The sequence below is a fragment of the Streptomyces virginiae genome (assembly GCF_040638905.1).
GTDB lineage: Bacteria > Actinomycetota > Actinomycetes > Streptomycetales > Streptomycetaceae > Streptomyces > Streptomyces virginiae_B.
Genome location: NZ_JBEZYV010000040.1, coordinates 37,924 through 58,594 on the forward strand (window position 1 = coordinate 37,924; position 20,671 = coordinate 58,594).

The window sequence follows — 20,671 nt, forward strand, 5'->3', positions numbered from 1 at the left end:
CACCACCGCCGCCCGGCGAGACCGCCCGTGCTCTGCATGCTCGCCGTGCTCGCCGCCGACAACGGCCACGACCGCAGCAGCGGCACCTCCCAGGAGGCCGGCCGGCCGGCCCGCGGCGGCAACCCCGCCCCGGCCCCCGCCCAGGGCGCGCCCGGCGCCCTCGACCGGGCCGACGGCACCTCGGAGGGCGAGCACGACGGCCGCCGCACCGAGGCACCGCCCGCGGACCACCTCTCCACCTTCGCCCTGGACGTGGACACCGCGAGCTGGGGATACGCCCGCCGAACCCTCGCCGACGGCAGCCTGCCCGAGGCGGTACGGAGTGCCCGCCGGCTGATGGGCTGACGGGCGGTCCACGCCTGACGGAGACACAGGAAGCAGGCCTGCCACCGGCGGAGGGCGGGGCGGGGGAGCGTCCGGCCCTGCTCTCTGCGGAAGGGATTCCCCGCTTGGCCGGGTGCGGTCGGCCGACTCGGCGACCGATACGTTCGGCAGGCCAGGGCGCAGTATCCGGCTCAGGCTGCGTCGTAGTCCACTCTCGCGAGAACGGCGCGAAGTGTCCGGGCGCGGTCGCTGTCCTCTGGGACCAGCGACAGGCCCTGGCGTAGACGGCGGACCGTCGTCAGCTCGACCCGGCCCGGGCCGATGCTGTTGCCCCCCGCGGTGAACGGCTGGGCCTGGACGTCGATCCTGCTCCCTCGGCCGACGACCCGCCGGCGGCCCGGAGGGCCGGTCGGGGGCGGATCTCGACGAGTGGGAAGTCGGTGTACGGGCAGGCCCGGGCGACGGTACCGGGCGCTTCCAGGGCGTAACAGTCCATGAGCCCGGGGATGCCGGCGCCTCGACGTGCAGGACCGCCGGCAGGTGGCGCTCCAGCGGTCGATCCCATCCGGGTTCTCGTCGATGGCCCCCGCACGGCGCTCAGCTCGGTGAGTTCGACGTCGCCTCGGGACGGACGGAACGACCAGCGCGTCGAAGGGCTGAACGTCGCCGCCGGGCTCCGGAGCGCGTTCGGCGAGCAGCCATGGGGAGGTGCCGAAAGCGGCGACGGTACTTTCGGTGCCCATTGCTGCGGCGGAGAGGCGCAGCCTTCGACGCCCGCCGTCCGCAGGGCCGACCCTGTGTAAAAGTGGTGCACAACTGCACGGCCTTGGTGCAACCTTGGTGCACAACGGTCCCCAAGGCTCCAAGGAAGGTCGTCACTATGGATGAGCAGCGGCTTCCCGCGCACCCCGACAGCGAGCGGTACTCCGTGACCCTGTGCCCCCCGGCGGTCACCATCGTCTCCGAGCTGACCGCCGCGAGCGGCGTCAGCAAGTCCGACGTGATCAACCGGGCGGTGCTCCTGCTCGGCTTCATCGAGAACGAGCGGGCCAAGGGCAACGACCTGATGGTCCGCGACACCGCCGGCGCCCTGGAGCGCATCCACATCATCTGAAGCACGACCCGCAGGCTTCCGGTGCACCGGCGGACGGACGCGGCCGGTGCGCGCGGGAGCTGGTCGCGGAGGTATTCCCCGGCTGGGGCGGCCGAACGGGCATCGTCGACCGGGGAGTGCAGGCATCCGAGGTGGCCGGGGTTCCGCTCGGGATGGGGCCAGGGCACCCGTCTCGTACGCTCTGACCAGCAGGAACTCCCTGGACTCCAGGCATGGGACCGGCATATCGTCTCCGGGGCCCCCGCCCGCCGGGCCGGGGCCCTTCCGTATGTCATTCGTTCCCGTGGGGGTCCACCGTCATGTCCTTCTGCGCGCCCGGCTCGCCGCCGCCTCCGCAGCCGTTCCCGCAGCCGGGCCCGGGCCCGGCCCCGTACCCGGTCCCCCAGCAGGGCCACCCCTACCCCGGGGGGCCGGTGCACATGGCTCCGCCGGCGCCCCAGGACGAGTTGCGCTCCCCGAACGGCCTCGCGACGGCCCTGACCTGGCTGCTCGGCGCCGCGACCGCGGTGCACCTCTTCTCCGCCGGAGCCGGCGCGTACGAGCAGTCGTGGATGCAGGGGTTCGCGGGGGACACCCACTTCGACGACCTCGAACTCGGTCTGTCCCCCGCGCTCACCATCCTCGCCGGGCTGCTCCAAGTCCTCACGGTGCTGCCCACGGTCGTCGTCTTCATCATCTGGTTCCACCGTGTGCGCAGCAACGGCGGCATCTTCCGCCCCGATGCCTTCACCCTCGGCCGCGGCTGGGCCATCGGCGCCTGGTTCATCCCCGTGGGACACCTGTTCCTGCCCTACCAGATCGCCCGGCAGACCTGGCGGGCCAGCACCCAGCGAGGCCCCGAAGGCTCCGACCGCACGGCGCCTGCCGCCCTGCTGACGTCCTGGTGGGTGGTCTGGGTCCTCGCGGCGATCGTGGGCCGTGTCTTCAGCCGGCTCTACATGGAGGCCGAGACCGTGGACGAGCTGCTCGCTGTGGGAAAGCTCGGGATCGTCGCGGACCTGGCCACCGCGATCGCCGGCGTGCTCGCCGTCCTCTTCGTCCGCAGGCTGACGGCGATGCAGAACACGATGGCGACCGAGGGCCCGTACGCGCGGGCCTGACGGACCCGGTTGCCCGTCACACCGGGCCGGCCGCGGCGGTGTCGACCGCGCATACGCACCACGCGCACTGGCCGCCTCCCGGCGGCTGGGCGGCATGGGGACTCTCTGCCGAGTCCACGACGAGCAACTCGGCCGGGAGGTCGCCCTCAACGAACTCCGGCTTCCCGACGACCTCGAAGCGCCCGGGCGCGAGGCCGATGGACCTCGTCCGCGGCCGGTCCCCGGACGACCTGGTCCTAGAGGGAGGCCCGCTTGTCCCGCCCATGCGGCCGGCTCAACGAGGAGTGACACGCTCGCGGGTCATCCGCAGGGGCGATGCCGCCGCTCACGTCACCAGGCGCAAGGACGTTTCCGCGATGCCCAGCCGTACGCTCTGGCCCCAGGTCAGTTCCAGGGCGTCGGCCTCCATTCCGTCGCCGAAGACCACGAGCCGGTCCGACTCCACGGTCAGCCGCAGGCCCTGTCCCCGCCCGAGCTCACCGGCGACTCTCGATGTTCCGGTCGCGGGCGAGGGCCAGGCCTCGCGCACGAACCACAGGAGCCGCTCCTCGCACGGCGCGGGCAGCCCAGTGGTGCTGCCGCGCTCCAGCCACAGGGAGCGCAGCCAGCCGGTGGCGCCCGTACCGGTGCCCACCAGCACCCCGGACGATGCCTGGGCCTCGCCCGGGCCGTTCTCGCCGTCGGGGCCCAGGCGGTAACGGGCCGTCTGGTGGCCGGGCGGGCCCAGGTAGATCTCGTTCAGCGCGAGGAGGCGCTGGGCGTCGTCGGCCACGGCCTCGACCATGGTCAGCTCCTCCGCCCGGCTCCCGGCGGCGGCCCGCAGCAGGGGGCCCGTGTCGGCGCAGCGGTGACGGACCAGGACCCCCGGGTTGCGCCCCGGATCGGTGTCGATGCCCACCACCGGCTGTCCGCGAAGGTACTTCGCGGTGTTGGCGACCAAGCCGTCCTGGCCGACCACGACCACCACGTCCTCCGGGGCGAACAGGAAGCGGTCCAGGTCGGCCCGCTCCACCCGGGAGCTGCGCCAGGTCAGCGGCACCGCCGCTGCCACCTCCCGCAGCGCCTGCCTCGTACGGTCGTGGCGGCCGACCACCTCGTCGATCGAACGGCCCCGGCTGGAGAGGAAGAACGCCGCCTGCCCGTGCGTCCCGTGCCGGGCGAGCAGCTCCTCGTACTCGGTCCTGCGGTGGACGAGTACGGCCCGCGGGGCCAGACTCACGCGCCCGCCCCGCTTTCAGGACGCCCGAGTTTGGTGAGGAGCCCGGTCAGGACATCGGGGGAGAGGGTGATGCTCTCGATCCGCGGCAGGTTCTCCGCCAGCCGGGTGGCGGCCAGGGCGTGTAGCGTGCCCGCGTCGGCTTCGCCGTGCACCCGTAGCCAGGCGGCCTGGGACTCGGCGCGTGCCGCGCCGACCTCGCGGGCCGCCTCGGCGTCCGCGCGAGCCAGGCGGACCTTGCGGGCGGCCTCGGCCTCGGTCCGTACGCTGTCCGCCGCCGCCTGTTCCTCGGCCTCGCGGCGGGTGTTGATGCCGCGCTGATCGACCAACTGTTCCTCACGCCGGGCCAGTTCGATCTGACTGGCCAGCTCGTTCTCGGCGATGGCACGCTCACGCTCGACGGCGACGGCCCGACGCTCGTAGGTGGCCCGGTCCGCCTCCTGCTGGATCTGCTCGCGGGCCGGGGTGCGCAGGGCGCGCTCCACCTCTGCCTCGGGGCGGATCGCGACGACCCGTACGGTCACCACGTCGATGCCGGTGGCCGGGAGCCGGGGCTCGGCGGCGAGACCGTCGGCGACCCGCTGCCGTACGGAGGCGACGCCGTCCACCAGGGCGTCCGCCAGCGGCATGCGGGCCAGTACGTCCAGTGTGTGCTGCTGCGCGGTCTCGGTGAGGAGAGTGGCGATCTGCTCCAAGGGCGATCCGCGCCAGCTCCCGGTGTCCGGGTCGACGGAGAAGTCCAGCCGTTCGGCCGCCAGGGCCGGGTCGCTGATCCGGTAGGTGACGGTGGCCTGCACGGTGACGTCCTGGAAGTCGGCCGTACGGGCGTGGAACGCCATGGCCAGCTCCCGGTCGTCGACCGGTACTTCGGACAGCGCCGCCGACAGCGACCGGTACCAGAAACTGAGCCCCCGGCCGTCGTGGACGAGCCGGCCGCGCCGGTGGTGGCGGATGTGGGCGGTGGGCGCGGAGCGCAGATGACGCCAGCCAAGGCGCCGGGTGATGTCGGCCATGGCGAACCCCCTTCATTTCGTCACTGCGACGATAACGGCGGCCAGGCGATATCGTCAAGTGGACGACAAGGCTCCGGCCGCCTGGCTGCAAGCGGGCAAGGGCGGGGAGTTCCAGGGTGCACGGAGGTCAGGGGGGTACCTTGGGCCGCGGGGTGCCGCGCAGTGCCGCCGATTGCTCAGTGGGCGTACCGAGGAGAAACCGTGCTGCTGGCCGGGAAGACGGCGATCGTCCATGGCGGTTCCGGAGCGGTGGGGGCCGCTGTTGCTCACGCCTTCGCGCGCGAAGGCGCCGCTGTCCACGTCACCGGACGCACGGTGGCGACCCTCGAAGACATCGCGCGGCGCATCGAAGGCGAGGGCGGGGTCGCCCGCGTCGCGCAGTTGGATGCCACCGACCGCGACGCCGTCGACCGCCACGCCGATGCGGTGGCCGCCGCGGGCGACGGGATCGACATCTGCTTCAACGCCACGTCCAACGACGACCTTCAGGGCGCCCCGCTCCTGGAGATGGCCGTCGCCGACGTGACCCGCCCGGTCGTCAAGGCGGTGACGACAACGGTCATCACGGCCACTGCGGCAGCCCGCCACATGATCCACCGGGGGAGCGGCGTCATCCTCGTCATGGCCGGCGGCCGCGAGACCATTCCCGACCTGGGCGGATCGCACATCGCATGGTCCGCCCTCGCGGGCGTCTGCCGGCAACTCGCGGCAGAACTCGGCCCGCACGGTGTCCGGGTCGCCTGGCTGCTCTCACCCGGCTCTCCCGCACCCGGCGACGTGAACCGGGCCGACGAGGGGGCCCTCCTGGCCGAGCGACCCCGATACGAGGACGTGGCCAACGCCGCGGTCTTCGCGGCATCCGACTGGGCCCGCACGATGACCGCCACCGAACTCAACCTCACGGGCGGGCTCGTGTCGGACTGAATCGGCCCGACGTCGGCGCGCCCGCGCGGGGCTCGGCGCTCCGCACGAGAAAGCCCGCCCCCACCCCGGTTGAGTGACATGCTGTCAGCATGCATGTGCTGATCGTCACGGCGGGGAGTTGGGGTGATGTCGCCCCCTACACCGGTCTCGGGGTGCGGCTGCGCGCGGCGGGTCACGAGGTGGCGCTGGCCACCCATGAGCGCTTCGAGAAGACGGTGGAGGCCTTCGGGCTGGAGTTTCGGCCCCTGCCCGTCGATCCGAGGCAGGAGCTGGCCTCCGCGGCCGGGCAGGGGCTGGCGCGGGCCACCAGCCCGGCTGTGGCGATGGCGCGGCTGACGCGCATGGCGCGGGCCTTCATGCCACGGCTGACCGCCGGTGTCGCGGACGCGGTGCGGCAGGGCGCCGATATGCTGCTGAGCTCGACGACCACCGACCCGGTGTGCGCGACTTTCGGCGAAGCGATGAGCGTGCCGGCGCTCGGCGTCTACCTCCAGCCGATCCGGCCGACAGCGGCCTTCCCTCCTCTGGTCACGCGCGTACGCTCGCTGGGCCCCTACGGCAACCGGCTGGCCGGCGGCGCCCTCTGGCTCGGCACGGAACGCCTCTTCGCCCCGACCCTCGCCCGGTTGCGCCGCGAACTGGCCCTTCCGAAGCAGAGGTTCGCCGGCCCGCCGAGCCTGTCGCGCAGCCGCACGGTCCTGCACGGATTCAGCCCGCGGATCGTTCCCCGCCCCCACGACTGGCCGTCCGGCCATCAGGTCTGTGGCTACTGGTGGCCCGCCACCCCACCCGCATGGCAGCCCGACTCACGCCTGAGCGACTTCCTGGCCGCGGGACCGCCCCCGGTCTTCGCCGGCTTCGGCAGTTTCGTCGCGGCCGACGCCGAACGCCTGAGCACCCTGCTCGCCTCAGCCCTGCGCCGGGCGCGAGTGCGGGGGATCATCCAGTCGGGCTGGAGCGGCCTGCACGCAGAAAACGACGACCTGATCACCGTCCAAGAGGTGCCTCACGCCTGGCTGTTCCCGCGAACAGCCGCCGTCGTGCACCACGCCGGTGCGGGCACCACCGCAGCGGGCCTGCGCGCCGGCACCCCCGCCGTCGCCGTCCCCGTCCAGCTCGACCAGCACTTCTGGGCGCAGCGTCTGCACAGGCTGGGAGTCTCCCCGCCCCCGCTGCGCTATCAGAGCCTGACGGCTCCGCAGCTGAGCGAAGCGATCGTGAGGGCAACGCGGGATCCTGCTCTGCGTACCCGCTCCCGCCGTGTCGCGGCGGCCCTTGCCGACGAGGACGGCGCCCAGCACGTCCTCGACGTCCTGGAGCGCCTCACCTAGCCTCTGGAGTCGAACCGCAGGGCCGGCCGACGGGCCGCCCGCGGTCCGCTCCAGGGGGTGCGCCTGCCTCACCGACCGCCGTAGGGGCCCACCGGTGGCTGCCAGTTGGGCCATGGCCCCGTGCAACGGAGGGACCCGCGGCCGAGGATAGGACCGGGGGAGCGGTTCACTGCTGGCAGCGGCCGAAGGTCACGACGTAGGTCCCGGCCTGACTCGCACCGGCACCGGCTCGGTCGGCCGCGCCTGGCTGTGCCCAGGCGCCGATCTCCCGCATCGACGGGTCGAGGATGATCTGCCGGTGGCCCCACGTGCTGACGTTCATCCACCAGTTGACCGCGGCATTGGGAGTACCCGAGCCGCCCCAGCCGGTGTAGGTGATTTCAGCGACGGCCCATGACCTGGGGTTCGGGCAGTATCCCGCCGCCTTGATGCGGCTCTGCGGGGTCGAGCCGGTCTGCGGGTTGCGGTGGGAGTCCTTGCCCGGTCCCCACCACTTCAGCTGCACGGCGGCGGCGGAGTGCTGCTGCGCCGCCGTGGTCAGGGCCTGGTTCGTGGTGAGGGCGGGCAGCCCCCGCTGCGTGCGCTGGGCGTTGATGAGACAGATCAGCGCATTTCGTGAGGCGGCGTCGTTGCTGCCGCTCGGGGCTCGGGCAGCGGCCGCGGCGTCGCACGTGACGGCCGTCGCCGGCACCGCCGAAACCGGTATCAACGCAGCCGACATGACTCCGGCGACAGCGAGATTCCGTGCGGTCGTGATGAATGAAGCGTGCCTGCTCAAGGAGGACCACCTCCCGCGAACACGAACTGCGGTTTCCGTCGGCGCAGGTGTGCCACGTCGCGCAAGGGGCTGCCATGGCACGGCCCGCCGTTACGGCTTCACATCCAGGCTGCCAGCCGACGCGCCGACCCGCCATCCGGGCCCCTGCACCTCGGCCAAGGGGCCGCCCCGTGCGGAGGACCCGAACCCGCGCGACGCCGACTGCGTGCTGCCGGCTCCTGCTGGCAGCCTCAGGGGTATGACCAACCCACTGCAGGACCCGAGCTTCTTCCAGGACCCCTACCCGACGTTCGCCGAGCTGCGTGGCGCCGCCCCCGTCCAGAAGGTGCCGACCGGCTCCGACGGGCACTACAGCTACGTCGTCACCGGCTACGCCGAAGCGCGGGAGGCGTTCGCCGATCCCCGGCTTTCGAAGGACACCGGCCGATTCTTCGCGGGCCGGCCTCCGGCGCGCAACCTACACCCGGCGGTCTCTCGGAGCATGCTGGCCACCGACCCTCCGCAGCACACCCGTGTGCGGAAGGCCGTGGGGCCCGCCTTCACCGCAGGGCCTGTGGCCCGGCTGCGCCCCTACATCACCGACGTGGTCGACGAGCTGCTGTCCGACTGGGAACCGGGCGGGCAGGCCGACCTGGTGGCGAGCCTCGCCGTCCCGCTGCCCGTCACGGTGATCTGCGAACTCCTCGGAGTTCCCGGCGGGGACCGGAGCATGGTCGCCCAGTGGTCGAACGACCTGTTCGCCGCCGGCCGGCCCGATCGGATCGACTCCGCTTCCCATTCCCTCGCCGGCTACATGGCCGAACTCGTGGCATCGAAGCGCAGCACCCCCGACGGGCGACTCCTCCACGACCTGCTCGTCCGCAGCGGCGAAGGCCAGGTCACCGAAGCCGAAGTGGTCTCGCTCGCCGTGCTGTTGCTCGTCGCCGGGCACGAGACGACGACCGACTTCATCGGCAACGCCCTCCTCGCGCTGATGCAGCATCCTGATGCGCTCGCACGGTTGCGGGAAGCGCCCGAACTCATCCCGACCGCCCTCGACGAACTGCTTCGCTTCGACTCTCCCGTCTCCATCGCCACCTTCCGCCACAGCACGGAAGCCCTCACCCTCGGCGGTACGGACATCCCCGCGGGCGTGCCCGTTCTCATCGCGCCAGGAGCGGCGAACCGCGACCCCGCCGCGTTCGCCCGCCCCGACCGGCTCGACCTCGCCCGTGAAGCCACCGCGCACCTGGCCTTCGGGCACGGCATCCACCGCTGTCTCGGCGCCCCGCTGGCCCGGGCCGAGGGCGAGATCGCACTGCGCGCGCTGCTCACCCGCTTCCCCGCGATACGGCTCGCCGTGCCCGGCGAGGATCTGCGATGGCGGCAGACTCGGCTGATGCGCGGCCTGGAGGCGCTGCCGGTCCTCCTGTAGGGAGAAGGAACGAGCAGATCCCGGTCGCGTGCCGGACGAGGGCCTCGGGCTCGACTCAGCCCGGGAACCGGGCCGTAGAGCGCAGGTGCCAGCGGCGTTCGGCGTAGGCCAGGTCGTCGCGCCACAGCCGGGCAGCCGCGGCGCGCATCACCGGGCGCAGCAGCGGGGCGGCCCGCCGTACGAACGCGAAGCCCGGGCGGTCGGAGGCGGCCACGACGGCTTCGATCACCGCCGTGCGCGGACGGCCTCGATCGTCCGGACCGAGCGGGGTCGCGTGGGTCTCCACCGTCGAGCCCGCGCCCTCTCCCTCGGTGATCCGCATGACGACGGTCCGGGGCTCGGGCGCGGCGAATGTCGCCCGCACCGGCACCACGATCCGGCCGGCCACCTTGAAGGAGACCTCGACCTCCAGGTGGTCCGGGCCGCCGTCCGCGCCGGGTGAGCCGACCACCGTCAGGTCCACGAATGAATAGGGGTGGAGCCAGGCCCCGTGCCAGGGATCCAGACGGTTGGCGACGACGTCTTCGGGTTCACAGACCCCGGTGCCTTCGTACACGGCCGTCAGCCCGTGGGCGGGGGCCGGGCGGCCCGGTACGACGGGTGCGTCCAGCGGCACCTCCCCGCCGACCTCGTCCAGGCGGACCCAGAGGAGGACGCCGTCGTCGAACGCGGGCAGCGGCTCCCACCCGGCGAACGCAGAACCGTCGAGGGCGAGTCCGTGCCAGTGGCACACCAGCGTCCCGCACCGGACGGGGCTCTCCGCGAGGGGCGCTCCGAGGTGCGGGCAGACACCGGGTCCCGCGTGGAGCCGCCCGTCGGCGCCGCGCCAGACGACCACCTCGTGGTCGGCCACCGTGCGGGCCAGGGGCCGGTCCCGGCTCAGGTCGGCGGTCGCCCCCACGACGTACCAGTTCCCCGACGGGCGGGCCTGCGCCCGCTTCAACGCCTCGGCGATGAGGCTCGGCCTCGCGTCGCGCCACGTCGGGCGTTGCCGCTCCCACACAACGGGCTCGCGGCGCAGCGAGAGGGGGAGCCGGTGCCTGCGTGCGGACGGTTGGGGATTCACGCGATCTCCTTCGAGACCGGTCGGGCCGGGCCGGCAGGGGGAGCCGGCGGCACGGGAGCCGGGGGCAGGGGCCTGCGCGCCGCAGCCGGCCGCCGGCGGTGGCGCAGCCTGGCAGCGGCCAGCCGGACCAGGCCGTCGGCCGCGACCGCTGCGCGCCTGCGGCGCGGGACGACGGCGCGGCGGTGGAGCACGGCGTAGCCGTCCCGGGCGACTGCGTCGAGGATGCTCCCGTACAGGACGTACGCGGTGCGGATGCAGGGCCGGGAAACGGGGTCGAGCATGGCGAGGCCGGGTCGCGCGTCGTCGTAGACGCGGCGGGTGAGTGCCTCGAACTCCCTCAGGGCGGCCAGTATGCGGCGGTCTTGACGGCCCGTGTCCCGGCAGCGGTGCAGCAGCTCCCGGTCGGCCCCGTGCGCGGCGAGCAGGTCGGCCGGCAGGTAGACGCGCCCGCGGTCGAGGTCCTCGCCGACGTCGCGGAGGAAGTTGGTGAGCTGGAAGGCCACGCCGAGGGCAGCGGCGTGCGGCTCGGCCTCCTCGGGCGGCACCACCGTGCCCAGCACCGGCAGCATCTGCAGGCCGATCACCGCGGCCGAGCCGTGCATGTAGGCCTGCAGGTCGGCGTAGGTGGGGTAGTCCGCCACCGTCAGGTCGGAGCGCATCGCGGTCATGAAGTCGTGGAAGTGGCGGTGATCGATGGCGTATCGGCGGGCGGTGTCGGCGAGGGCCAGTACCACGGGTTCGTCGCTGCTCTGCCGGCGCAATCCGCTGTGCAGACGCTGCTGGAGCGCTGCCAGCCGGGCCCCCCGCAGGCCGGCGTCGGTGCCGGGGTGGGTGCCGGCATCGGTCGAGTCGACGATGTCGTCGGCCCACCGGGCGAAGCCGTACAGGGCGTGCACGGCGGGCCGGTGTTCGGCGGGGAGCAGCCGGGTGGCCAGGAAGTAGGTCTTTCCGTGCGCCGCGTTGAGTTCCCGGCACCGGTGGTACGCGGCGCGGAGTACCGGGTCGGTGATGCCCGCGGCGTCCAGTTCTCGTGCGGTCAACGGGTCGCCCCCTTGGTATGCGTGGAGGGGCGCCGGGATGTGCCGGTGATCCGCGCTGCCGCCAGCTTTCCCGACACGAGTACGGTGGGCACGCCCACGCCGGGAGTGGTGCCGCAGCCGGCGAGGACGGCGTTCTGGGTGCCCCGGACCAGGTTGCGCGGCCGGAACGGCCCCGTCTGCAGGAAGGTGTGGGCCACGGAGAAGGGGGTGCCGGCGGCATGGCCTTGTCCCAGCCAGTGCGCCGGGGTGACCAGGGCCTCGTCCTCGATGGCCGCCTCGATGCCGTCGAGGCCGCGCCGTTCCAGCTCGCTCAGGAGCTCGGCCCGGTAGCGCGGACCGAGTTCGCCCCAGGCGGCGCCGCCGGGCCCGATCCGGGTGTTGGGGCAGGGCGCGAGGATGTAGTGCAGATGGCGGCCCGGCGGGGCGAGCGTGGGGTCGGTCGCCGTCGGCCGGGTGATGAGCAGGGACGGGTCGCTCATCAGCCGCCCGTGCCGGGTCAGTTCGTCGAAGGTGCTGCGCCAGGCGGCGCCGAACGAGATCGTGTGGTGGGCCAGGAGCGGCCACGTGCGGCGCGTGCCCGCATGGAGTACGACCGCGGAAGGGGAGTGCCGCAGCCGCACCGGCCGGGCGGGACGGCGGCCGAGGAGCCGGTAGGCGACCGGTAGGTCGGGGGTGAGGACGACCGCGTCGCACGGGATGCGGTCCCTCGCGGTGACGACGGCGGTGATCCGTTCGCCGGAGCGTTCCAGCCGGGTCACCGGCTCGCCGAACCTCAGCTCGGCGCCCGCGTCGGCGGCGGCGTCCGCCATCGCCTGCGGCAGGGCGTGCATGCCGCCGCGCGGGAAGTACACCCCGGCCACCGTGTCCATGTACGCGATGACGGCGTACGCGGCGAGGGCCCGGGCCGGCGGCACGCCCGCGTAGAGGGCCTGGAAGGTGAAGACCCGCCGCAGCCGCTCGTCGTTCAGGAAGCCGCCGATGCGCCGGTCCATCCGGCCGAAGCCGCCGAGCGCGGCCAGCCGGGCGAGGTCGCCGGTGAGCAGGTCGAGGGGGGAGTCGAAGTTCGCGTCGATGAAGCGGCGCATCTGGGCCCGGTGGATCCGCTCCAGCCAGGCGCGCAGCCGCAGATAGCCCGCCGCCTCACCCGCACCGGCGAACCGCTCGACCTCCGCGGCCATCGCCTCGCCGTCGGTGTGCACCTCCAGGGTGCTGCCGTCCGCGAACGACGCCCGGTAGGCCGGGTGCAGCGGGACCAGGTCCACCCGCCGGTACAGGCTGTCGCCGACCGCCGCGAAGGCTTCGTCGGCGAGGTCGGGCATGGTCAGGACGGTGGGGCCGGTGTCGATGCGGTAGCCGTTCAGATCGAGGCGTCCGGCCCGCCCGCCGGGCAGATCGCCCCCTTCCACGACGGTCACCCGGCGACCGGCGCCCAGCAGGTGGAGGGCCGCCGACAGGCCGGCGAGACCGGCTCCGACGACCACCACGTGGTCGGTGCGGCCGCGCACGGTGCGCGTCACCGCCGGGTCTCCGGCGCGGTGGAGGCATCTGCGGGCACGGCGGGTACGGCGGGTGCGGGACGTGCGCGGTCGGGCGGCGGGTCCGCGGCTCGAGAGGCGGTCGCGGCGGTCAGCAGCCCTCGGAGGCGGGCCTTGGCACCGGTGTCGGGGAGGGCGCCGTCGAAGTGGCGCAGGCCCCGGGCCGACAGGCGGGCGATCTTCGTCTCGACCGCCTGTCGGGCGCCGGTCCGTACCAGGACGTCGCGGACCTCGTCGAGGCCGGCGGGCGTGAGGTCCCCGTTGCCGAGCGCCCGTTCGAGTACCGTCATGGCCGGCCGGTCGGCCGTGGCCTCGGCGCGTGCCAGCGCCAGCGCGGCCAGATAGGTCGGCTTTCCGTTGCGGATGTCGTCTCCGCAGCTCTTGCCGGTCCGGTGGGGGTCGCCGAAGATGTCGTCGAGGTCGTCGCGCAACTGGAAGGCCATGCCGACGCACCGCCCTGCCGAGCACAGCGCCCGCGTGGTGCGTCCGTCAGCGCTCGCCATGGCCGCCCCCAATGCGAGGGGCCGCTGGACCGAGTACAGGGCGCTCTTGAGGTGGGCGGCGCGCAGTGCCTGTGGCTGGGAGCGTGATCCGGTCAGCTGGCCTTGGAGGTCGAGGAACTGGCCCGCCACCATCTCGGTGCGCATGTCGCTCCACACCTCGCGCACCATGGTCGCCGTGGCCGGATCGAGTGCCGTCTCCGCCACGACGTCGTCCGCCCAGGCGAGCGCCAGGTCTCCGGCGAGGACCGCGGACGCCTCCCCGAAGCGGGCGGTGCGGTCCGCCGGCGCGGCAGTGGCGTAGTGGTCGCGCAGATCTGCGTGCAAGGTCGGCCGCCCGCGGCGCAGGGCTGATCCGTCCATCAGGTCGTCGTGGACCAGGGCGCAGGTCTGGAGCAGTTCGAGCGCCACCCCGATGCGCAGGGTCGCGGCGACGGCCTGCCGGTCCCTTCCGCCGCAGGCGCGCATCGACCACCACAGGAGCTGCGAGCGGGTGCGCTTGCCGCCCTCCCGGGTGAAGCGTGCGACGCGTCCGGCCAGTTCGGCGGCGAAGAGGGCGTCCAGCACCCCGGCCCGCGCGAGCCGGTCGGCCAGGACGTGCTCCAGCGCGCGTCCGACGGCGCCGGGGACGTCCGCGTCGACGGCGTCGGCCGCCGGGACGCCGCCGCCGGTCGGGGACTGCGTGGCGTACGCCGTGCGGGCGTCCGCCGTGTCGGCCGCGTCCGCCGCGTCGGGCCAGTCGGGCCGGTCCGGCCGGTCCGGCCGCAGCGAGGATTCCGAGGGAGCCGTCAGGCGGGGGACGGGCGACGGCGCGGCCGCAGAGGGCTCCTTCGCCTGAATCGGGCGCATCCCGGTTCCTTTCGTCGTGGCTGCGATCGCTGTCTCGGGTCTTCGGTCCCTTCCCGTGATACGGATGCGGTTCGGCGCAGATGCCCGATTCATGCATGAATGCCATCATGCGGACGCGGCTGACCAGGTGACGCGCGGGCCATGACCGCATCCGATCCGGCGCCGGGGCAGGAATCACCACGTGGTGCGTGCCCGCGGAACGGGATGGAGGGAGCAGCCGTGCTGAAGGCGGACGTGGCGGTGATCGGAGCGGGAGCCGCCGGGTTGTCGCTGGCCCACCGGCTGAGCGGACACCTGCCCGCGGTGCCCGGGAGCCTCACCCCGTCGGTGATCCTCGTCGACGCTCCGCCCGGCCCGCTGCGCCCGAGGCCGCGCACGTGGTGCTTCTGGGAGTCCGGCCCCGGCCGCTTCGATGCCGCGGTGCGCTCACAATGGCGCCACCTGCGGGTACGGCCGCCCGTCGGCCCAGCCGTCGAGGCGGACATCGCACCGCTGCGGTACAAGATGATCCGCTCCGACGACTTCGAGTCCCTGGTGTCGCGGGACCTCGCCCGCAGCCCCAACGTCCGCCGCCTGGAAGCGACCGTGGACACCGTCGAGGAGATCCCCGCCGGGGCCGGGGCCCGCGTGCTGACGACCCCGCCCGGCGGCCCGGCCGGCGCCCTCGCCCTGGAGGCGCGCTGGGTGTTCGACTCGCGCCCCCTCGGGAGCCACCCGGCCGCCCGCACCACCCTCCTGCAGCACTTCCACGGCTGGTTCGTCCGCACCGCCCACCCCGCGTTCGACCCCGGGACCGCGGAACTGATGGACTTCCGGACGCCCCAGCCCGCCTCCGGACTCTCCTTCGGCTATGTCCTGCCCACCAGCCCGCACGAAGCCCTCGTGGAGTACACGGAGTTCTCCCCGCGCGTCCTGACGGCGAGCGGCTACGAGGCGGCTCTGCGGCACTACACCGCAGACGTCCTGTCCCTCTCCCTCGGCGACATGGAGATCGTCGCGGCCGAAACCGGTGTGATCCCCATGACGGACGCTCCCATGCCGCGACGGGTCGGCACGTCGGTGTTCCGGATCGGCGCCGCCGGCGGCGCGACCCGCCCGTCCACCGGCTACACCTTCGCCGGACTCCAGCGCCAGACACGGGCCGTCGCCGCCGCGCTGCGTCAAGGCCGCAGTCCCGTACCCCCGGCCGCGCATTCCGTGCGGGCCCGCGCCATGGACTCCGTACTCCTGCGCGCCCTGGACAGCGGCCGCGTCGACGGCCCCGAACTGTTCTGCCGACTGTTCACCCGCGTACCAGCGGTCCGGCTGCTGCGCTTCCTCGACGGGCGCACGAGCCTGTTCGAGGACCTGGCCGTCGGTCGGCACGCCCCGGTCGGACCCATGCTGCGCACCGCCGTCGAGCTGCCCGGACTGCCCCGCCGTGCCTTCCCCTGACCTCCTTCCGCCCCGCCCGACCCTCTTCGCCCCCCGCCCCACCAGTTTTGGAGACCGCATGACAGTGCTGCGCGACGAGGACCTCGCCGCCGCGTTCGACCACGCGTCCCGCAGTTACGACGCCCTGGTGGCCGCGAATCCCGGCTACCACGCGCACCTGCGCCGCTCGGTGCGCCGCCTCGGCCTGCCCGGCCGTGGGGAGGGGCTGCGCGTACTGGACCTCGGCTGCGGCACCGGAGCCTCGACGGCCGCGATCCGCAGGGTCCTCCCGGCCGCCGCCATCACGGCCGTGGACGCCTCGGCGGGCATGCTGGCCCGGGCCGCCACCAAGCCCTGGGCGGACGGCGTCCGCTTCGTCCACACACCGGCCGAGCACCTCGCGGCCGCGGGCGTGGACGGGCCGTTCGACGCGGTGTTCGCCGCCTACCTCTTCCGCAACGTCTCCGATCCCGACGCCGTCCTGCGCACCGTCCGCACCGTGCTGCGACCGCGCGGACGGCTCGGGGTCCACGAGTACAGCCTCAGCGGCCGCCGCGCCGACCGGGCGGTGTGGACGCTCGTGTGCCGCGGTGTCGTCCAGCCCGCCGCGACCCTGCTGGGCGACGGGCCGCTGTACCGTCACCTGTGGCACAGCGTCGTCCGGTTCGACCAGGTCGACCGATTCGCCGGCCGCATCGCAGAGGCAGGCTTCGACCGGGTGCGCGCCCTGCCCCTGCCGGGCTGGCAGACGGGCATCACCCACACCTTCGTGGCCTCACGCGGGCAGGACCCCCGATGACCCGCCCCGCACACCACCCGTCCGCGGCGCGCCGCGGACGGGACCGGCGAGCCCGCGTCCTGCCGGCGCACCAGGGAACCCCTCACGCCACCGGCCGGCACACGGTCGCCGTGGTCGGCGGGGGCATCGCCGGCCTCGCCGCCGCGACCGCCCTCGCCGAGCGCGGGGTGGCGGTGACCCTGTACGAGCGCGAGCCCTACCTCGGAGGACGGGCGGGCGGGTGGCCGACCCGACTGCGCGACGGCACCACCGTGACGATGAGCCGCGGCTTCCACGCGTTCTTCCGGCAGTACTACAACCTGCGGGGCCTGCTGCGGCGAACCGACCCCGCCCTGGCACGCCTCACCGGACTCCCCGACTACCCCCTCCTGCACGCCGACGGGCTGCGCGACAGCTTCCGGCGCGTACCGCGCACCCCGCCGTGGAGTGCCCTCGGCTTCGCAGCGCTCAGCCCCTCCTTCCGGATGCGGGACCTGTCCGCCATGGACCCGGTCCGCGCGCTGGCGCTGCTCGACGTCCGCGTCCCCGACGTGTACCACCGCCTCGACGACATCAGCGCCTACGACTTCCTGGAGGCCATCCGCTTCCCGGCACAGGCCCGGCACCTGGCGTTCGAGGTGTTCTCCCGGAGCTTCTTCGCCGACCCGCGACAGCTGTCGGCGGCCGAGATGGCACTGATGTTCCACATCTACTTCCTCGGTTCCGCCGAGGGCCTGCTCTTCGACGTGCCGCGCTCGGCCTATCCGGCGGCGCTGTGGGAGCCCCTGGCCGGATACCTGGACCGACACGACGCCGAGGTGCGGACGAGCAGTCCCGTCGAGCACGTCACACCGGCCGGCGGCGGCGGGTTCGATGTCGCGGGAGGCAGCGACGAGCACCGGTACGACGCCGTGGTGCTCGCCCTGGACGCCCCCGGCCTGCGATCCCTGGCCGGCCGCTCGAAACGGCTGGGCGACCCCGCCTGGCGGCAGCGCGTGGCGCGCCTGCGATCCGCCCCGCCCTTCCTGGTCACCCGGCTGTGGCTGGACCGGCCCGTCGCCACCGCCCGTCCCGGATTCCTGGGAACCAGCGGATTCGGCGGCCTCGACAACATCAGCGTGCTGGACCGCTGGGAGGACGAGGCGTCCCGCTGGGCGGCACGCACCGGGGGATCCGTCGTGGAACTCCACGCCTACGCGGTGGACCCGCGCGCTGCGCGCCCCGCCGAGCAGCGGCACCTCGTCGAGCAGCTCCACCGCGTGTACCCGGAGACCCGCGCCGCCACGGTCGTCGACGCCCGGCACGAATGGCGTGCGGACTGCCCGCTGTTCCCCGTGGGCGGCTACGCCGACCGCCCCACCGTCCACACATCCGATCCCGGCCTGATGGTGGCCGGCGACTGCGTCCGCACCGGCCTCCCGGTCGCACTGATGGAACGGGCGGCCACGACCGGCTTCCTGGCCGCGAACGCCCTCCTGAAGCGCTGGGGCATCCGAGGTCAAGCCCTGTGGACCGTACCGGACCGGGGTCGTGGCGCCGTACTGCGGAAGGCAGCTGAGTGGGCGAGACGCTGACCGGCCGAGCAGGCGGTACCGCCGACCCGGCACAGGATTCCGGACGTGTATCCGATCGCCAACGCCGTCAGCATCGGCTTCGCGGGCACTTGAACGGAGCCGGCGCGGGTGCCTCGAAAAAGGGTTCGTCCGCGGAGAACGACGTCTCTACTCTTGGCCGCAGCGGGAGCGCGCGCGTTCCCGCAGGCTGCGGTGCTGTGGCAGAGCGGTCCAATGCGATCGCCGTGGGTGAGGTCCCTCCCACGGCGACTGATGGGGAAGGGGCGGACCTGCCCCCAGCCGTCTCGCGGGTTCAAATCCCGTCGGCATTGCAGCCGGAGGACACCGGAAGAGGGCGCGGACGGCTGTCCGCGCCCTCTTCCTCCCTCACAACACCTTGGAGAGGAATGCCTTCGTCCGGTCGTGCTGGGCGTTGCCTTGCCCAGTACGTTGCGCGGGTGGCCCGGCATGGTCGCGCAGGACGTCAAGGACAAGCCCTGCTGCCGCACGCCGAGGCCGTTCTGGAGCGACTGCGGCAGGCCGAGCTGGAGGTGCGCTACCGCGGCGGGGGCAACTGGGACCAGGCAGCGCAGCGGCGCGCCGTACAGGACCTTGCCGCGTTGCTCGGTGAGTGGTCCTGACGGGCGTCCGCTGCGACACCCTGGACGGTGTACTGGCGTTGCCCCACACAGCCCTGATGGCACACGGCCACGCCTGAGTCCCTGGCCCCCTGCCTGCCCCGAACGCCAGAACGAGTCGGCGGCCCCCCCGGATCGGCAGACGCACTTCTGTCGATCGCAAACCGCACAGTCGGTAAAGCATGGGCCCCTTTGGAGTGAATCGTGCCAGAACCCCGCGACCCTTGGCCGGAACCTTCCATACGGTGGCCCCTCTTCGCTCATCACCACAACTGGGGGGCCGGTGCGCAACCACCGACTCGTAATGACCGCTGCCCTCGTGGCGGCCGGTCTCGGCATCATCCCGGGCATCGCGCAGGCAGCGGATCCCGTACCTGTCGCGGCCGGCGTGGCCGAGGCGATCGCCGAGGCATCCACGTCCGAGGGCTTCCACAGCCCCGCTGACCGCACGATCCGTACCACCCTGCCCACCGCCACCGACGGGAAGGCCGAGGCGAACGCCAAAACTGCCGCACCACAGAAGGCACAGACTGCTCAAGCCGCACCGACCGAGCACGCCGCACTCGACGCGGGGGCCAACCCGGCCCTCGCGGTCGACGTCAGCGGCACCAGCTACACCGCGCACGGGATCGAGCTCACCGCCCTGATCACGAGCGCCGACTTCGCGCTCGACATCGTCATCGACTGGGGCGACGGGAAGACCGACACGCTCACCGCGCAGGGCACTTACGAACTGCACCGCTCGCACACCTACGACAAGTCCGGCGAGTACCAGGTGCAGGTCAAGGTGACCGACACGGCCAATGCCGTCGAGGCGACCAACGGCGGGGCGTTCCTCACCCCCGGCGCCGACTTCACCCCGCACACCCCGACCCGCCTCCTCGACACCCGCAACGGCACCGGCGCCGCGGTCGGCAAGGTCCGCGGGCAGGGCTCCGCCCGCGTCAAGGTGGCCGGCAACGCCTCCGTCCCGGCGGGCGTCACCGCCGTCGCCCTCAACGTCACCGCCACGGAGACCGTCGACAGCGGCCACGTGACCGTGTGGCCCGGAGTCGGCTACGACCGCCCGAACACCTCCAACCTGAACTACACGGCGGGCCGGTCCGTCCCGAACATGGTGATCGTGCCCGTCGGTGAGGACGGGTACGTCGAGCTCTTCAACGGCGGCTGGCAGCCGGTCGACCTGATCGCCGACGTCACCGGCTACTTCACCCGGGCCTCGGCGAGCGGCTACACCTCGATGACGCCCGCCCGGTTCGTCGACACCCGTGAGGGCGTTGGCACGGCCCCCGGAAAGCTCGCCGCCCGCAGCGCGTTCACCACCGGGATCGGCGGACTGCAGGGCGTTCCCCAGAACATCAAGGCCGTGGCTCTGAACGTCACGGTGACAGAACCCGAAGGGCCCGGCCACATGACCGCCTCCTCCGGCACCGGGCCGGTCCCGACGGCGTCGAACCTGAACTTCGTGCCCGGACAGACCGTTGCCAACGCGGTGATCGTGCCGGTGGCAGAGGACGGCACGATCAAGATCTTCAACGGGGCCTGGTCCCCGACCCACGTGGTGGTCGACGTCGTCGGCTACTACAGCCCGGACAGCAAGGCCGCCTTCCTGCCCTTCACCCCCTTCCGTACGCTCGACACCCGCGAGGAGGCGTACGGCTGGCCCGGCGGCCGGTTCCGGGCCCGGGAGCACATCACGCAGGGGTTCACACCCGAGGCGGCGACGGGTGTCGAGGCCTACGTGCTGAACGCCACCGTCACCGAGACCCGCGGCACCGGATTCCTCTCGGTCGCCCCGAGCCCCTACGCGCTGCCTGCGGCGGGCGAGCCCGCCGCACCCGCCGGACCGCGCCCCGTCTCCTCCACCCTCAACTGGACGACGGGCGACACCGTCCCGAACCTGGTCCAGGCGAGCGACGGCGACCACGGCGTCATCACCTTCTGGAACCAGGGCCACGAGGACGCCGACCTGGTGCTGGACGTCTTCGGCGTCTACCAGACGAAGTGACCCCCCGGGGTGGCGCGCCACCGCGCTGCTGTGCTTCGCGCTGCCCCGCGAGGCGCTCGCGAAGCTGCGCACCGAGC

At 73.3% G+C, this 20,671-nt stretch carries 18 protein-coding genes and 1 tRNA gene; 12 read left to right on the top strand and 7 right to left on the bottom strand.

Annotated elements, in window-relative coordinates; all coding sequences use genetic code 11:
• Positions 1-36: 36 nt before the first annotated feature.
• The 3 genes from AB0F82_RS38830 to AB0F82_RS33445 all read left to right on the top strand — a co-directional run bounded on the left by AB0F82_RS38830 (position 37) and on the right by AB0F82_RS33445 (position 2,538).
• A complete protein-coding gene (locus AB0F82_RS38830; RefSeq protein WP_436842235.1) occupies positions 37-345 on the top strand; it encodes a VWA domain-containing protein in 309 nt (102 codons plus the stop codon).
• Positions 346-1,204: 859 nt separating this feature from the next.
• Entirely contained in the window at positions 1,205-1,438 is a 234-nt protein-coding gene (locus AB0F82_RS33440) for a hypothetical protein (RefSeq protein ID WP_362634431.1), read from the top strand.
• A 419-nt stretch (positions 1,439-1,857) separates the two neighbouring features.
• Entirely contained in the window at positions 1,858-2,538 is a 681-nt protein-coding gene (locus AB0F82_RS33445) for a DUF4328 domain-containing protein (RefSeq protein WP_362634434.1), read from the top strand.
• Between the two features lie 325 nt (positions 2,539-2,863).
• Here the strand turns inward: AB0F82_RS33445 and AB0F82_RS33450 are convergent, their stop codons facing one another.
• Both AB0F82_RS33450 and AB0F82_RS33455 read right to left on the bottom strand, forming a co-directional pair.
• Complete coding sequence (locus AB0F82_RS33450) at positions 2,864-3,757, bottom strand: hypothetical protein (RefSeq protein ID WP_362634437.1); 894 nt, start codon at positions 3,755-3,757, stop codon at positions 2,864-2,866.
• Positions 3,754-4,767 carry an SPFH domain-containing protein gene (locus AB0F82_RS33455; protein WP_362634439.1) on the bottom strand — a complete coding sequence of 338 codons (1,014 nt, stop codon included), beginning with the start codon at positions 4,765-4,767 and terminating at the stop codon, positions 3,754-3,756. The genes AB0F82_RS33450 and AB0F82_RS33455 overlap by 4 nt, the downstream gene beginning before the upstream one ends.
• 201 nt (positions 4,768-4,968) lie before the next feature.
• Here AB0F82_RS33455 and AB0F82_RS33460 point away from each other — a divergent pair, with 201 nt between their 5' ends.
• Positions 4,969-5,691, top strand: a complete 723-nt coding sequence (locus tag AB0F82_RS33460; protein WP_362634442.1) for an SDR family NAD(P)-dependent oxidoreductase — start codon at positions 4,969-4,971, stop codon at positions 5,689-5,691.
• 89 nt (positions 5,692-5,780) lie between these two features.
• On the top strand, positions 5,781-7,022 hold the full coding sequence (locus AB0F82_RS33465) for a glycosyltransferase (RefSeq protein WP_362634444.1): 1,242 nt from the start codon (positions 5,781-5,783) through the stop codon (positions 7,020-7,022).
• Between the two features lie 166 nt (positions 7,023-7,188).
• Here AB0F82_RS33465 and AB0F82_RS33470 read toward each other — a convergent pair whose 3' ends face one another.
• Complete coding sequence (locus AB0F82_RS33470) at positions 7,189-7,743, bottom strand: CAP domain-containing protein (RefSeq protein WP_362634447.1); 555 nt, start codon at positions 7,741-7,743, stop codon at positions 7,189-7,191.
• A gap of 295 nt (positions 7,744-8,038) precedes the next feature.
• Between AB0F82_RS33470 and AB0F82_RS33475 the strand changes: the two genes are divergently transcribed.
• Positions 8,039-9,214, top strand: coding sequence for a cytochrome P450 family protein (locus AB0F82_RS33475; RefSeq protein WP_362634450.1), 1,176 nt, complete (start codon positions 8,039-8,041; stop codon positions 9,212-9,214).
• 55 nt (positions 9,215-9,269) lie between these two features.
• Here the strand turns inward: AB0F82_RS33475 and AB0F82_RS33480 are convergent, their stop codons facing one another.
• The 4 genes from AB0F82_RS33480 to AB0F82_RS33495 are packed head-to-tail and all read right to left on the bottom strand — an operon-like array spanning position 9,270 to position 14,204.
• Positions 9,270-10,280, bottom strand: a complete 1,011-nt coding sequence (locus AB0F82_RS33480; protein ID WP_362634452.1) for a DUF5914 domain-containing protein — start codon at positions 10,278-10,280, stop codon at positions 9,270-9,272.
• The gene (locus tag AB0F82_RS33485; protein WP_362634454.1) at positions 10,277-11,320 is read right to left on the bottom strand and encodes a phytoene/squalene synthase family protein; all 1,044 of its coding nucleotides are present in this window, start codon (positions 11,318-11,320) and stop codon (positions 10,277-10,279) included. The genes AB0F82_RS33480 and AB0F82_RS33485 overlap by 4 nt, the downstream gene beginning before the upstream one ends.
• Entirely contained in the window at positions 11,317-12,837 is a 1,521-nt protein-coding gene (crtI, locus tag AB0F82_RS33490; protein WP_362634456.1) for a phytoene desaturase family protein, read from the bottom strand. The genes AB0F82_RS33485 and crtI overlap by 4 nt, the downstream gene beginning before the upstream one ends.
• Positions 12,834-14,204 carry a polyprenyl synthetase family protein gene (locus AB0F82_RS33495; RefSeq protein ID WP_362634458.1) on the bottom strand — a complete coding sequence of 457 codons (1,371 nt, stop codon included), beginning with the start codon at positions 14,202-14,204 and terminating at the stop codon, positions 12,834-12,836. The genes crtI and AB0F82_RS33495 overlap by 4 nt, the downstream gene beginning before the upstream one ends.
• A 219-nt stretch (positions 14,205-14,423) precedes the next feature.
• Between AB0F82_RS33495 and AB0F82_RS33500 the strand changes: the two genes are divergently transcribed.
• From AB0F82_RS33500 to AB0F82_RS33525, 6 genes are all read left to right on the top strand, one after another.
• Positions 14,424-15,638: a lycopene cyclase family protein gene (locus AB0F82_RS33500; protein ID WP_362634461.1), complete on the top strand. Its 1,215-nt coding sequence runs from the start codon at positions 14,424-14,426 to the stop codon at positions 15,636-15,638.
• A gap of 58 nt (positions 15,639-15,696) precedes the next feature.
• Positions 15,697-16,416, top strand: a complete 720-nt coding sequence (locus AB0F82_RS33505; protein WP_362634463.1) for a class I SAM-dependent methyltransferase — start codon at positions 15,697-15,699, stop codon at positions 16,414-16,416.
• Positions 16,413-17,969, top strand: a complete 1,557-nt coding sequence (locus AB0F82_RS33510) for an FAD-dependent oxidoreductase (RefSeq protein WP_362634466.1) — start codon at positions 16,413-16,415, stop codon at positions 17,967-17,969. Before AB0F82_RS33505 ends, AB0F82_RS33510 begins: the two co-directional genes overlap by 4 nt.
• A 191-nt stretch (positions 17,970-18,160) precedes the next feature.
• Positions 18,161-18,280: transfer RNA gene (locus AB0F82_RS33515), tRNA-Gly, on the top strand.
• A gap of 126 nt (positions 18,281-18,406) precedes the next feature.
• The gene (locus AB0F82_RS33520; protein WP_362634469.1) at positions 18,407-18,589 is read left to right on the top strand and encodes a hypothetical protein; all 183 of its coding nucleotides are present in this window, start codon (positions 18,407-18,409) and stop codon (positions 18,587-18,589) included.
• A gap of 301 nt (positions 18,590-18,890) precedes the next feature.
• A complete protein-coding gene (locus AB0F82_RS33525) occupies positions 18,891-20,594 on the top strand; it encodes a PKD domain-containing protein (RefSeq protein ID WP_362634472.1) in 1,704 nt (567 codons plus the stop codon).
• Positions 20,595-20,671 lie beyond the last annotated feature (77 nt).

What these genes read in the sequence shown, in the direction of transcription:
- AB0F82_RS33440 (WP_362634431.1), top strand. Translation starts at nt 1,205, where the DNA reads ATGGATGAGCAGCGGCTTCCCGCGCACCCCGACAGCGAGCGGTACTCC.
- AB0F82_RS33510 (WP_362634466.1), top strand. Translation starts at nt 16,413, where the DNA reads ATGACCCGCCCCGCACACCACCCGTCCGCGGCGCGCCGCGGACGGGAC.
- AB0F82_RS33495 (WP_362634458.1), bottom strand. Translation starts at nt 14,204, where the DNA reads ATGCGCCCGATTCAGGCGAAGGAGCCCTCTGCGGCCGCGCCGTCGCCC.
- AB0F82_RS33470 (WP_362634447.1), bottom strand. Translation starts at nt 7,743, where the DNA reads ATGTCGGCTGCGTTGATACCGGTTTCGGCGGTGCCGGCGACGGCCGTC.
- AB0F82_RS33475 (WP_362634450.1), top strand. Translation starts at nt 8,039, where the DNA reads ATGACCAACCCACTGCAGGACCCGAGCTTCTTCCAGGACCCCTACCCG.
- AB0F82_RS33465 (WP_362634444.1), top strand. Translation starts at nt 5,781, where the DNA reads ATGCATGTGCTGATCGTCACGGCGGGGAGTTGGGGTGATGTCGCCCCC.
- AB0F82_RS33455 (WP_362634439.1), bottom strand. Translation starts at nt 4,767, where the DNA reads ATGGCCGACATCACCCGGCGCCTTGGCTGGCGTCATCTGCGCTCCGCG.
- AB0F82_RS33525 (WP_362634472.1), top strand. Translation starts at nt 18,891, where the DNA reads ATGACCGCTGCCCTCGTGGCGGCCGGTCTCGGCATCATCCCGGGCATC.
- AB0F82_RS38830 (WP_436842235.1), top strand. Translation starts at nt 37, where the DNA reads ATGCTCGCCGTGCTCGCCGCCGACAACGGCCACGACCGCAGCAGCGGC.
- AB0F82_RS33445 (WP_362634434.1), top strand. Translation starts at nt 1,858, where the DNA reads ATGGCTCCGCCGGCGCCCCAGGACGAGTTGCGCTCCCCGAACGGCCTC.
- AB0F82_RS33505 (WP_362634463.1), top strand. Translation starts at nt 15,697, where the DNA reads ATGACAGTGCTGCGCGACGAGGACCTCGCCGCCGCGTTCGACCACGCG.